The sequence below is a fragment of the Pseudonocardia sp. TMWB2A genome (genome assembly GCF_017312135.1).
Genome location: NZ_QKQY01000002.1, coordinates 4,786,017 through 4,798,647, shown reverse-complemented (window position 1 = coordinate 4,798,647; position 12,631 = coordinate 4,786,017). Strand labels below are relative to the sequence as shown.

Annotated in this window: 11 protein-coding genes; 10 read left to right on the top strand and 1 reads right to left on the bottom strand. The window is 74.6% G+C overall.

Annotated elements, in window-relative coordinates:
- Nucleotides 1-5 precede the first annotated feature (5 nt).
- The 4 genes from DMP17_RS37005 to DMP17_RS36990 are packed head-to-tail and all read left to right on the top strand — an operon-like array spanning nucleotide 6 to nucleotide 4,547.
- Complete coding sequence (locus DMP17_RS37005; RefSeq protein ID WP_226357934.1) at nucleotides 6-971, top strand: ABC transporter permease; 966 nt, start codon at nucleotides 6-8, stop codon at nucleotides 969-971.
- Nucleotides 968-1,822, top strand: a complete 855-nt coding sequence (locus DMP17_RS37000) for an ABC transporter permease (RefSeq protein ID WP_337831950.1) — start codon at nucleotides 968-970, stop codon at nucleotides 1,820-1,822. Before DMP17_RS37005 ends, DMP17_RS37000 begins: the two co-directional genes overlap by 4 nt.
- Nucleotides 1,801-3,462: a dipeptide ABC transporter ATP-binding protein gene (locus DMP17_RS36995; RefSeq protein WP_226366329.1), complete on the top strand. Its 1,662-nt coding sequence runs from the start codon at nucleotides 1,801-1,803 to the stop codon at nucleotides 3,460-3,462. Before DMP17_RS37000 ends, DMP17_RS36995 begins: the two co-directional genes overlap by 22 nt.
- Nucleotides 3,459-4,547 carry an LLM class flavin-dependent oxidoreductase gene (locus DMP17_RS36990; RefSeq protein WP_226366328.1) on the top strand — a complete coding sequence of 363 codons (1,089 nt, stop codon included), beginning with the start codon at nucleotides 3,459-3,461 and terminating at the stop codon, nucleotides 4,545-4,547. The genes DMP17_RS36995 and DMP17_RS36990 overlap by 4 nt, the downstream gene beginning before the upstream one ends.
- 15 nt (nucleotides 4,548-4,562) lie before the next feature.
- Here DMP17_RS36990 and DMP17_RS36985 read toward each other — a convergent pair whose 3' ends face one another.
- A complete protein-coding gene (locus DMP17_RS36985) occupies nucleotides 4,563-6,863 on the bottom strand; it encodes a molybdopterin-dependent oxidoreductase (protein WP_226357930.1) in 2,301 nt (766 codons plus the stop codon).
- Nucleotides 6,864-7,021: 158 nt separating this feature from the next.
- Between DMP17_RS36985 and DMP17_RS36980 the strand changes: the two genes are divergently transcribed.
- The 6 genes from DMP17_RS36980 (at nucleotide 7,022) to DMP17_RS36955 (ending at nucleotide 12,627) form a co-directional block, all read left to right on the top strand.
- Nucleotides 7,022-7,810, top strand: coding sequence for an IclR family transcriptional regulator (locus DMP17_RS36980; protein WP_226357929.1), 789 nt, complete (start codon nucleotides 7,022-7,024; stop codon nucleotides 7,808-7,810).
- Nucleotides 7,811-7,958: 148 nt separating this feature from the next.
- Nucleotides 7,959-8,825 carry a nitrate ABC transporter substrate-binding protein gene (locus DMP17_RS36975; RefSeq protein ID WP_226357928.1) on the top strand — a complete coding sequence of 289 codons (867 nt, stop codon included), beginning with the start codon at nucleotides 7,959-7,961 and terminating at the stop codon, nucleotides 8,823-8,825.
- A gap of 212 nt (nucleotides 8,826-9,037) precedes the next feature.
- Complete coding sequence (locus DMP17_RS36970) at nucleotides 9,038-10,054, top strand: ABC transporter substrate-binding protein (protein ID WP_337831949.1); 1,017 nt, start codon at nucleotides 9,038-9,040, stop codon at nucleotides 10,052-10,054.
- Nucleotides 10,051-10,938 (top strand): ABC transporter permease, encoded by an 888-nt coding sequence (locus DMP17_RS36965; protein WP_226366325.1) that lies wholly within the window; start codon nucleotides 10,051-10,053, stop codon nucleotides 10,936-10,938. Before DMP17_RS36970 ends, DMP17_RS36965 begins: the two co-directional genes overlap by 4 nt.
- Nucleotides 10,935-11,663 (top strand): ABC transporter ATP-binding protein, encoded by a 729-nt coding sequence (locus DMP17_RS36960; protein ID WP_226366324.1) that lies wholly within the window; start codon nucleotides 10,935-10,937, stop codon nucleotides 11,661-11,663. The genes DMP17_RS36965 and DMP17_RS36960 overlap by 4 nt, the downstream gene beginning before the upstream one ends.
- Before the next feature lie 61 nt (nucleotides 11,664-11,724).
- A complete protein-coding gene (locus DMP17_RS36955) occupies nucleotides 11,725-12,627 on the top strand; it encodes an ABC transporter substrate-binding protein (protein WP_226357924.1) in 903 nt (300 codons plus the stop codon).
- The last annotated feature ends 4 nt before the right edge of the window (nucleotides 12,628-12,631 follow it).

Sequence of the window (12,631 nt, the reverse complement as noted above, 5' to 3'; positions counted from 1 at the left end):
GCGCGATGAACCGGGACTACGTCACCTACGCGCTGCGCCGCGCCGGGCAGTCGCTCGTCGTGGTGGCCCTCGCCTACGTGTTCACCTTCGTCGTGATCAGCGTCCTGCCGGGCGACCCGGTCACGACGACGCTGCGCAACCCCGAGAACGGGTTCACCGAGGAGGAGATCGCGCGGATCGTGGCCTACTACGGCCTCGACCGTCCGATCCCCGTCCAGCTGTGGGAGGCGGCGTCCCGGTTCGTGGTCGGCGACCTCGGCCTGTCGCTCCGGTCGAACCTCCCGGTGTCCGGGATGGTGGCCGAGGCGCTGCCCTCCACCCTCGCGCTCGCCGCGTCGGCGCTGACGATCGCGGTCGTGATCGCCTTCGGCGTCGCGTTCGGCGTGCACCGGCTGCCCGCCCCGTACAGCTCGATCCTGCGGTCGGTGCCCGCGCTGTCGCTGTCGGCGCCGACCTTCCTGGCCGGGCTGCTGCTGATCCAGCTGTTCTCCTTCCGGCTCGGCTGGTTCCGGGCGATCGACGCCGACTCCGCCGTCGCGACCTTCTTCGCGGCGCTCACCCTGGGGATCTGGGTGTCCGCCCAGATCGCCGAGGTGCTCATCGCCAACCTCGACCACGAGGCCGACCAGGAGTACGTCGCGGTGGCCCGCTCGCGGGGGCTCACCCGGGGCCGGCTGCTGCTGCGGCACCTGCTCCGGCCGTCGTCGCTGCCGGTGGTGACGGTGTTCGCGCTGATGGTCGGGGAGGTCCTCGGCGGCGCCGTGATCGTCGAGGCGGTCTTCGGGCGGACCGGGCTCGGCAGCCTGGTCGAACGCTCGGTCGCGATGCAGGACCTGCCCGTGCTACAGGCGGTGGTCACCCTCGCCGCCGTCGTGTTCGTCGTCGTCAACCTCGTGGCCGACCTGGTGTACCCGCTGCTCGACCCGCGGGTGCGTCCGGTGACCCGGCAGGAAACAGGAGTGGCCGCATGACCGTCTCCGTCACCCGCGCCGGCGGGACGCCCGACCCGGGCGCCCGCGCCGGAGGAACCCGCCGCCGGCCGCCGCCGACGGTGCTGGTCTCGTTCGTCGTCGTCGCGCTGGTGCTGGCCTGGGCGGTCGCGCCGGGGCTGTTCACCGGCCAGGACCCGGTCGACGGGATCCCGTCGGAGCTGTTCCGCCCGCCCGGCGCCGGGCACCTGCTCGGCACCGACCAGCTGGGGCGCGACGTGTTCGCCCGGATCGTGCACGGCACCGCGTCCTCGGTGACCAGCGCGCTCGTCGCGGTCGCGATCGGCGTCCTGGTGGGCGGCACGATCGGGCTGCTCGCCGGGTTCCTCGGCGGCGTCGTCGACGTCGTGCTCGCCCGTCTCGTCGACGTCCTGCTCGCCATCCCCGGCTTCCTGCTGGCGGTGGTGATCGTCAGCGCGCTCGGCTTCCAGACCATCAACGCCGCCGTCGCCACCGGCATCTCCGCGGTCGCGGTGTTCGCCAGGGTGATGCGCTCGGAGGTGCTCAAGACCCGCTCGGCCGTCTACGTCGAGGCCGCGCTGCTGCTCGGCGGATCCCGGTGGCACGTGCTGTTGCGCCACGTCCTGCCCAATGCCTCGCGCTCGGTGCTGCAGCTCGCCGTCCTGCAGTTCGGGCTGTCCGTGCTGGTCATCGCCAGCCTCGCGTTCCTCGGCTACGGCGACCCGCCGCCCGCCTCGGACTGGGGGCTGCTCGTCGCGACCGGCAAGGACTACCCGCTGGCGCCCTGGCTCGTCTGGGCGCCGGCACTCGTCACGATCGTCACCGTCCTCTCCGTGAACAGGATCAGCCGATGGCTCCGCACGACCGACTGACCGGCACCGTCCTCGACCCCGCCATCGCCGCGGAGCCCGCGGGCCGGCCCGTCGCGCCGCTGCTGCGCGTGTCGGACCTGACCGTGCACTACGGCCACCGCCGCGTCGTGTCCGGTGTGGACCTGTCCCTGGCCGCGGGCGGTGCGCTCGCGGTGATCGGCGAGTCCGGGTCGGGCAAGTCCACGATCGCCCGCTCACTGCTGCGGCTGCTGCCCAGAGGTGGGCGGGCCACGGGCCGGGTGGAGGTCGACGGCCGCGAGGTGCTGGGTCTGTCCGAGCGCGCGTTCCGGCCGCTGCGCGGACGCACCCTCGGGTTCGTCCCGCAGGACCCTGCCAGCTCGTTGAACCCGGTCCGCACCATCGGGTCGCAGGCGCTGGAGGCGGCCTCGCTCGTCGCGGGCGTCGACGCGGTGGACCGGCGCGCCCTGGTCCTCGACACCCTGGAGCGGGTCGGGCTGCCCGACCCGGTCCGGGTCTACGGTGCCTACCCGCACCAGCTCTCCGGCGGGATGCTGCAACGCGTCCTGATCGGGCTCGCGGTGCTGCCGCGGCCGTCGCTGCTGGTCGCCGACGAGCCGACCTCGGCGCTCGACGTGACCGTGCAGCGCCGGATCCTGGACCTGCTGACCGGGCTGCGCACCGAGCTCGGCATCGGGCTGCTGCTGATCACCCACGACCTGGCCGTCGCCGCGGAGCGGGCCGACGACCTGCTCGTGCTCCGGGACGGCACCGTCCAGGAGACCGGACCGACCCGGCAGGTGTCGCAGCACCCGGCGTCGGAGTACGCGCGCAGGCTGCACGCCGACGTGCCCGCGCTGAACCCGGACCGCTGGGCCGCGCTGCGCGCCGTCGGGCAGGCGCGGTCCGGCGCGGAGGCGCGGATCGAGCTCGACGGCGTCGCGAAGACCTTCTCCGGTGGTGTCGTCGCCGCCGACGACGTGTCGTTCCGCGTGCCGTCGGGCACCACGCACGCGCTGGTCGGCGAGTCCGGGTCGGGCAAGACGACCGCGGTCCGGATGCTGCTCGGTCTGGAGCGCCCCGACGCCGGACGGATCGTCGTCGCCGGCCGGGAGCTGCGTGGCCGGTCGCGTGCCGAGCTGCGCGACATCCGCCGCCACCTGCAGCTCGTCTACCAGAACCCGTTCACCTCGCTGGACCCGCGCTGGAAGGTCGGACGGCTGGTCCGTGAGCCGCTGGACCGGTTCCGGGTCGGCGACCGCGGCGAGCGGGCCGCACTGGTACGGGCCGCCGTCGCCTCGGTCGGGCTGGCCGAGGAGCTCCTCGACCGACGCCCGGCGGCGCTGTCGGGCGGCCAGCGCCAGCGGGTCGCGCTCGCCCGCGCACTGGTGCTGCGACCGGACGTGATCGTGCTTGACGAGCCGACCTCGGCGCTCGACGTGACGGTGCAGGCCGGCATCGTGGAGACCCTGCTGCGGCTGCAGGCGGAGCTGGGGCTGACCTACGTGTTCGTCTCGCACGACCTCTCCCTGGTCCGCCAGCTCGCGCACACCGTGTCCGTGCTGCGGGCCGGGCGGGTCGTGGAGTCCGGGCCGGTCGCGTCGATCTTCGACTGCCCGCGCGAGGAGTACACCCGTACGCTGCTCGCCTCGCTGCCCGGCTCCACGAGGGCCGCCGCGTGAGCGCCCCGGCCACGGCGTCCACCGCTCCGGCCGGCGGGCCCCGCCCGGTCACCGCGCTCGGCTTCAACACCCGGGTCTCCTGGTCCGACGACCGCGGTCCGGCCGCCGGGCTCGCCGACGGCGTCGCCCTCTACCAGGCCGCCGAGGACCTCGGCTACGACACCGGATGGGCCTACCAGCGCCACTTCGACCACTACCTGTCCTCGCCGCTGCCGTTCTTCGCCGCCGTCGGGCAGCACACCGCGCGGATCCGCCTCGGCTCCGCGGTGCTCCCGATGCGCTACCAGGACCCGGTGCTGCTCGCCGAGGCCGCGGCGACCACCGACCTGCTCGTCGGCGGCCGCCTGGAGCTGGCGCTCGCGACCGGGGCGCAGGCGCCGTGGGACGCGGTGTTCGGCGGCGTCGACACCGACCCGCGTACCGAGGCGCTGCGCCGGCTGGACCGGTTCCTCGCCGGGGTGTCCGGCGAGCCGCTGCACGTCGTCGACGGGCCGGGGCAGGGCGCCCCGGTCGGTACCCCGATCCGGGTCACCCCGCACAGCCCCGGACTGCGCGCCCGGCTGCGGATCGGCGCGGCGAGCACCGACTCCGCACGGCGGGCCGCCCGCCTCGGGCTCGGTCTGATCACCGGGACCGTGCTGCACGGGCTCGCCGACGGGGAGACCTTCGCGCAGTACCAGGCCCGGGTGATCGCGGCCTACCGCGACACCTGGCACGACGTGCACGGCAGCCCCCCGCCGCCGGTGGCCGTCGCCGCGTCGATCCTGCCCGGCACCACCGCGGCGCTGCGCGCGACCTACGCCGCCTACGACCACCAGCGCCGCACCGAGGGGATGGCGGCCTCGCGCCCGCACGGCGCCCTGGAACCGGTGGTCGGCCCGCGGCTCCCGGCCGGGCAGCGGATCAGCCCGGTGCACCACGGCACCCCCGACGAGGTCGCCGCCTCGGTGCTCGCCGACCCGGGGATCGCCGCCGCCGACGAGGTCGTGCTGTTCCTGCCGCCGGGCTTCGGGCCGGAGGCGAACGTCCGGCTGCTCACCGACCTCGCCGCCGTCGCGCCGGCCTGGGGCTGGTCACCCGCCTGACCCTGCGCGGCCGGCTCACACCGGGGGCCGGTGCACCCCCACCGGGCGCACCGGCCCGTCGTGGCGGGTCAGCTCGACGGCCGTGTGCTGGCCGGTGCAGCCCTGGGCCAGCGGTGAGGTGCCGACGTCGCGGGTCAGCACGTTCGGGTTGCCGTGCACGCAGAGCGGCCGCTCCGCCGTCGGGTCCAGCGGGTCGAACCAGGCCCCGGTCGGCAGCTGAACCACCCCGGCCCGGACGTCGTCGGTGACCCGGGCCGCCGCCAGGCAGGCGCCGCGGTCGTTGTGCAGCCGGACCAGGTCGCCGTCGGCGATGCCGCGGGCCGCGGCGTCGTCCGGGTGCACCGCCGCGACCTCCCGGCCGTCGACCTTGTGGGCGGCGCTGTGCGCGCCGAAGTCGAGCTGGGAGTGCAGTCGGGTCGCCGGCTGGTTCGCCACCAGCCACAGCGGGTGCCGCGCGGTCGGCGCGTCGGTCGGCGCCCGCCACACCGGGTGGCCAGGGGCGTCGGCGTAGCCGAACGCGGCGACGGTCGCGGAGTGCAGCTCGATCCGGCCCGACGGTGTCGGCAGCGGATGCCGGTCGGGGTCGGCGCGGAACGCGGCGAGCACGCCGCCGTCGTCGGGGCGGGTCGGCAGCGTGAGCTCCCCGGCGGCGCGGAATCCGGCGTAGGACGGTGCGGGCAGACCGCGGGCCGCCAGGTCGGCGCGGGTCACCTCGTAGAGGTGGGCGAGCCAGCCGTCGACGTCGCGGCCACCGGTGAACGCCGCGCCCGCTCCGAGCCGGTCCGCGAGCGCCGAGAGGATCGCGTGGTCGTCGCGGGCCTCGCCGGGCGGGTCGGCGAGCCGGTGCATCGCGGTCATCACCGGGTCGTGGCGGCTCGCGCCGATGTCGTCGCGCTCGATCGTCCAGGTCGTGGGGAGCACGACGTCGGCGTGCCGGGCGGTCGCGGTCCACGCCGGTTCGTGCACGACGAAGGTGTCGAGCCGGGCGAGGGCGCGACGCAGCCGCCCGAGGTCCTGGTGGTGGTGGAACGGGTTGCCGCCCGCCCAGTACGCGAGCCGGACGTGCGGGTAACGGGCGCGGCGGCCGTCGTGGTCGTAGAGCTCGCCCGGATGCAGCAGCATGTCCGCGACCCGGGCGACCGGGATCGCCGCGTCGACGCCGTTCACGCCCTGGGGCAGCGCCCCGACCGCGACGTCGACCCGCGGCCTGCCGTAGTGCCCGATCGAGCCCAGCCCGTAGCAGAACCCGGCGCCCGGCAGCCCGATCCGACCCAGTGCCGCGGCGAGCACGACGCCCGCCCACACCGGCTGCTCGCCGAACTCGGCGCGCTGCAGCGACTGCGCGACGGTGACCAGCGTCCGTCCGGCCGCCGCGCGCCGCGCGAGGTCGCGGATCTCCCCGGCCGCCACCCCGGTGATCCCCGACGCCCACACCGCGCTCTTGACGACGCCGTCGTCGCGGCCGAGCAGGTATCCGGCGACCCGGTCCCAGCCGACGCAGTACCGGTCCAGGAACGCCCGGTCGTGCCGGTCCTCGTCGAGCAGGGTGTGCAGGAGCCCGAGCATCAGCGCGGTGTCGGTGCCCGGTGGCAGCGACAGCCACCGCGGTCGCGCCTCGGGCGGCAGGTCCGAGCGCAGCGGCCCGATGTTCACCAGGTGCGCGCCGCGCGCGGCCGCCGCGGCCAGCGCGTCGCGCTCCACGTGCGCGCTGATCCCGCCCGCCCCGACCGTGGAGTTCTTCAGGTTCATCCCGCCGAAGGCGAGCACCGTGTCGGTGTGCGTGGCCACCTGGTCCCAGGTCACCGGGCCCTTGGAGACGACGTCGGTGGGTCCCAGCACGTGGCGCAGCACCGTCTCCGCGGCGGCCGCGCTGTAGGTGCCGACCGAGCGCACGTACCCGCCGAGCGCCACGTCGAGGAAGCGGTGCACCTGGCTCTGCGCGTGGTGGAAACGGCCCGCGCTGGCCCAGCCGTAGCTGCCGCCGTAGACGGCCTGCGGGCCGTGCGTGTCACGGACCCTGACCAGCTCGGCGGCGAGCCGGTCGAGCACCTCGTCCCAGCCGACCTCGACCCAGCGGTCGGCGCCGCGCCGCGCGTCCGGGCCGGGGCCGTCGGTCCACCACCCGAGCCGCACCGCAGGCCGCCGCACCCGCGCCGGGTGGTCGACGGCGGAGGCGACGTTGCCGAGCAACGGCGACGGGTCGGGGTCGCCGGGCCGGGGGAACACGGCGAGCCCCGTCCCCGACGGCACCGCCCGGAACGACCCCCAGTGCGAGCTGTGGTGGCGGGCGGAGGGCGGGGGAGCGGGGGCGGCCACGTTCGCGAGTCAAGGCGTCCGGGGGCGGCGGTGTCCAACGATGATCCGCCATCGGCGTCGATCGTCTCCCGTGATCGGTCCCGGTCGCGGTGCGGGGGCCGCCCGCCGTCGGGGCACTAGGGTGGGCCGGTGTCGAGACCGGACCCGAGGACCTCCCGATGACCGGACGTGCACCCGGTGGCGCCTCCCGTGGCGGCGAGATCCAGTCCGTGGCCCGGGCGGCCTCGGTGCTCGGCATCGTCGTCGACAGCGACGGCGGTCTCACGACGACCGAGATCGCCAAGATCACCGGGATGACCGTGTCGACGGTGCACCGGCTGGCGCACACCCTGGTGTCGGGCAACCTGCTGTGCCGCGACGCGGCATCCGACCGGTTCCTGCCCGGCCCGCTGCTGCTGCGGCTGGCCCGCAAGTCGCTCGGCTCCTCCGGGGTCCCCGAGGCGGCGGACGTGCTGAAGGAGCTCGCGGACCGCACGGGTGAGACCGCGAGCATCGGCATGCGCCGTGGCGACGACGTGCTCGTGGTGCTGTCGGTGCCCTCGACCCGGGCGCTGCGCTACACCGGGCAGCCGGGGCGCCGGGTCCCGCTGCTGGACTCGGCGATCGGGCACGCCGTCGTCGCGTTCGGGACCGACCCGCTCGACGAGGCCGCTGCGCTGCTCACCCGCTCCGGGCACCGTTCGCCGGAGTCGTGGCTCGCCGAGACCGACCTGCTCGCCACCCAGTTCCGCGGCTACGCCGTGCTCGACGACCCGCACGACGACGCCCTGCGCGCGGTCGCGGCGCCGCTCGTCGGCCCCGGCGAGGTCGTGCGGATGGGGGTGGAGGTCCAGGGTCCGGTGAGCCGGCTGCCCGACGGCTCCCTCGACGAGGTCGGCGCGCTGGTCCGGACCGCAGCGGACGCACTGGAGGGGCTGCCGGTGTCGATGGCGTTCGGGGAGTTCTGAGAGGGCGATCCCGAACCGGACGAATCTGGACACGTGTCCGTACATTGCGCACTGCGGAAGTGTGTCCCGCATCCTGCAAACTGCCTGTTGACGGGCCTGTCCGTCGCTTCCTACGGTGGTGTTCACCGCACCGGGAGGAGGACGCGTCGTGACCGCTGTGCGTGACGAGATCGTGGTGTCGCCGAACCACGTCGTGTTCGACCTCCCCGAGCTCGTCGCGGTCTCGGAGGGGCTCTTCACCGAGGCAGGCCTGTCGGTCCGCTTCGAGGACCCGGCCGACCGCTCCGCCGACGCGCGCCGCAACCCCGGTGTCCGGTACAAGGAGTCGCAGTTCGCCGCGGCCCGCGCCGACGTCTACAACGTCTGCGAGTGGGGCGGCATCGACCGTCTCGAGCGCGACGCCCGCGGCGGCCGGATCGGGCACCTGCGTGCCGCCGTCGTCGCCCAGGCGCTCGTCAGCCTCGACCCGGAGCTCAACGAGCCGCACGACCTCGCCGACGTCCCGGTCTCGATCAACGAGTACACCGGGTCCCACTACACCGCGTTGCACCTGCTGGAGGGCACCGTGCCCCGGCAGCGGATCGCACTGGTGCACGGGGGCCGGCCGGTCGACCGGCTCGACGCGCTGCTCGCCGGCCGGTCGCGGGCGACGATGCTGATGGAGCCGTTCCTGTCCGCGGCACTGGTCCACGGTGCTCACGTGCTGGGTACCTACACCTACCGCGGGTCCCAGGTGGTGGCCCCGCACCTGACCGCCGAGCAGCAGGCGGCCTACCGGGGCGCGGTGAACAGTGCCGTCGACCTGATCAACGCCGACCGTGCCCGGTGGGCTCCGCTGGTCGCAGCCGAGGCCGGCGACCGGCTCGACCCGGCCGACCTGCGGTCCGACCACTACCGCTACACCCACATCGTCCCGTTCACCGAGCAGCGGTTCACCGAGACCTACGCCTGGATGCGGTCCTGGCGGCTCACCGACGGCCGCTCCGGCTACGAGACGCTGCAGGCACTGCGATGACCGGCGCCCGCACGCGGCTGCTCACCAGCCGCCGGCACATCGACCTCTGCCGGATCAACGGTGGGACGTGTCCGGGCCCGTCGGCCCGCTGACCCACCGGCCTTCTCATCCCGCCGGGCCCCACGGCCCGTTCCCATCCGGCCGCGCTCCGCGCGACGCCGGTCCTCGTCGCGCCCGCGCGCGGACTCCTCCCCGGACACGGAGACCCACCCATGCCCGAACATCCCCTGACCACCGACCGGCGCACCGTTCTGCGCGCCGTCCTCCTCGGCGCCGCCGGCCTCGCCGCCACACCTCTGCTCGCCGCCTGCGGTGGTGCGGCAGGCGGGCGGGCCGGCGCCCGGGTCGAGGACTCCGGCGCGGGCACCGCGAGCTCGGTGATCCGGCCGATCGCCGAGCAGAACGGCCTGCTCGAGGGGCTCGACCTCAGCTACGTCTCGGGCACCGGTCCGGGGGACGTGCAGAACAAGCTGCTCTCCGGCGCGCTCGACGTCGCGAGCTTCGGCCCGCTGGGAGCGGTCGTCGCAGCCGAGGCGGGGTCGGACGTCGTGCTGTTCTCACCCAATCTCACCAACCACGTCCGCTGGCTGGTCCCGGAGAACAGCCCGTACCGGACGCCGGCCGACCTCCGGGGCAAGCGGGTCGCGACGCCGCCGAACAACAGCGACGCGTTCCGCTCCACCCAGCTCGCGGCCGCGGTGAACGGGACCGACCTGAACGCCGAGTACGAGCTGTTCCCCGGCGCCGTACTGGCCGGGCTGGCCCTGTTCGACCGCGGCGACGTCGACGCGATCGTCACCATCGAGCCCAACGCGACACGGCTGGTCGGGCGGGGTGCCCGCCAGATCGCCACCGTCGGTGAGCAGTGGGCGCAGGGCACCGGCGAGGACCCGGCGTCGCTGATCCTCAACGGGCAGGGCACCGTCCGTTCCTTCCTGGACCGCGACCCGGTCGCCGCCCGCGCGGTCGCCGACCTGCGGGTGCGCGCCCACGAGATCATCCGTGAGCGACCCGCGGTCCTGACCGACCTGCACGAGGTCTACGGCATCCCGGCCACGGAGCGGGCCGCGATCGCCCTGTTGCCCGAACGGATGCGGGACGTCTACCCGGTCGAGTGGGGGGCGCCCGCGTTCGCGAACCTGCAACGCCAGGTCGAGGTCGCCCGGCAGGTCGGCCTGGTGAAGGCCGTGCCCGCTCAGCTGCCCTGGACCGAGCTGGGGGCGGCATGAGCACCGGTACGGACCCCGGCACGGCCGCGCCGACGGCCCCGGCACCGCCCGGCCCCGGCTCATCGCCCGGCGCCGGGTCCGGTCGCCGACCGGCGGACACCGGAGCGTCCGCGGGCGGGGGGCGGACGGTGCTGCGGGCGGTGGGCCCGGCCGCGGCGTTCCTGGTCCTCGCCGCCGCGGGGTGGCAGCTCATGGCCGTGCTAGTCGACTCCGTGCTGGTCCCGGGCGTCGGGGACATCGCGGGTGAGCTCGTCGGCATCGTCGTCGACGGCGATCTCGTCACCCAGCTCGGCATCACGGTGCTGCGGGTGGCGCTCGGTTTCGCACTGGCCTTCGTCGTCGCCGTCGCGGTGGGGATCGCGATGGGGCGCAACGCCGTCGCGCGCCGGTTCTGCGAGCCCGCGGTGCTGCTCGGCCTGACCATTCCGGGGCTGGTGTGGGCGCTGCTGTGCGTGATCTGGTTCGGCGTCGGTCTGGCCAACCCGGTGATCGCGGTGGCTCTGGCCTCGGCGCCCGCGCTCGTCCTGACGATCTACCAGGGCGTGCGCTCGGTCGACCCGGACCTGCTGGAGATGGCGCACGTCTACCGGTTCTCCCGCCGCACGCGGCTGCGCCGGCTGTGGTTGCCCGCGCTCGCGCCGTCGCTGTTCGCCGGTGCCCGGCTGGGCCTGTCGCTCGGCTGGAAGGTGATCGTGCTCGTGGAGGTCTTCGGGATGTCGAGCGGGGTGGGCTACCAGCTCAACAACGCCTTCGCCGGGCAGAACGTCGCCGCCGTCCTGGCGTGGACGCTGCTGTTCGCCGTCGTCATGGCGGTGCTGGAGTACGGCGTGCTGCAGGGCCTGGAGCGGCGCGCCGGCCGCTGGCGCAGAGCGGTGACGGTGTGAGCGCCCCGGCCACCACCCGGATCCGGCTCGACGGTGTCGGGAAGACCTTCGTCGACGTCCGCACCGGCACGCCGCAGACCGTCCTGGAGGACTTCTCGCTGACCGTCGAGGAAGGTGAGCTCGTCGCGTTGGTCGGCGCCTCGGGGACCGGCAAGACGACCCTGCTGCACGTGGTCGCCGGGCTGACCGTGCCCGACCGCGGCACCGTCGAGATCGGACGGCCCCGCCTCGGGGTGGTGTTCCAGCAGCCGCGTCTGCTGGACTGGCTCCCGGTCCGGCAGAACGTGGTCCTCGCGCTGGAGGCCGCGGGCCTGGAACCGGGCGCCGCGGACGCGGTGCTCGAGGCGGTGGGGCTCGCCGAGTACGCCGGGTCCTATCCGAGCGTGCTGTCCGGCGGTCAACGTCAGCGGGTCGCGGTGGCACGGGCGTTCGCGGTCGAGCCCGACCTCGTGCTGCTCGACGAACCGTTCAGCGCGCTGGACGAGCTGACCGCCCGCAAGCTGCGGCTGCTGCTGCAGGAGCTGTGGATGCGCCGTCCCCGCACGGGCCTGCTCGTCACCCACAACCCGCTGGAGGCGGCCCTGCTCGCCGACCGCGTCATCGTCCTGGCCGGCCGCCCGGCCCGGATCGCCGCGGAGCACCACGTCGACCGGGCCCGGCCCCGCTCGGCGGAGGACCCGCACCTGTTCGACCTGCACACCCGCATCGTCGCCGCGCTCGCCTGAGCGCGCATCCGACACCGCTCTCGCCCGAGCGCGGTGCGCCCGAACGGAAGGGAACGACCTCATGACCGAGCGTCCGAAGGTCACCATGGAGCTGCTGTCCCTGGTGTTCTCACTGCCCCAGCTCGTCGCCCAGGACGAGGGCTACTTCGCCGACGAGGGGGTCGACGTCGAGTTCGTCACCAAGGCCTACGCGAACGCCGGGCTCTCCCCGCTGGAGGACCACGAGCTCCTCAGCGCGTTCGGCGCCACCAAGTCACACTTCGAGAGCGGTGAGGCGTCGCTGTACCGGGCCTGCGAGTGGGGACAGGTGCGCCGGGCCCAGGACACCGCCGTCGGCGGGCGGGTCGTCTCGAAGCGGGCGGCCGTGAACGGTCAGGCGATCATGGTCCGAGGGGACCACCCGGCGACCCACCCGCAGGACCTCGCGGGGGTCACGGTGGCGGTGAACTTCCACCACGGCTCGCACTACGTCGCGCTGCAGACCCTGGAGGGCTTCCTGCCGCGGGAGGAGATCTCGGTCGCGCACTACGGTGGCCCGCAGGTCCGTTTCGAGGCGCTGCGCGACGGCACCGTGGAGGCCGCCGCCCTGATGGAGCCGTGGATCACCCTGGCCGAGAAGCAGGGTTACAAGGTACTGGCCGAGGCGTTCTACGTCGGTGCCGAGATCGCGAGCCCCCAGGTCGACGAGGACACCTACGCCCGGGTGAACCGCGCCGTCGTGCGGGCGGTGGCGGCGATCAACGCCGACCCGCGCCCGTACCTGCACCACCTGACCGGCGAGATCCCGGCCGAGCTGGGGACCGTGGAGCCGCACGAGATCCCGCTGGGCCGGCTGCGCTACGTCGACCCGGCGCCGTACCCGCAGGCGCAGTTCCAGCGCACCTACGACTGGATGGTGTCCTGGGGCCTGATCGAGCCGGACCGCACCTACGAGGGCCTGGTCAAGAACCTCGTGGAGGTCTGAGACG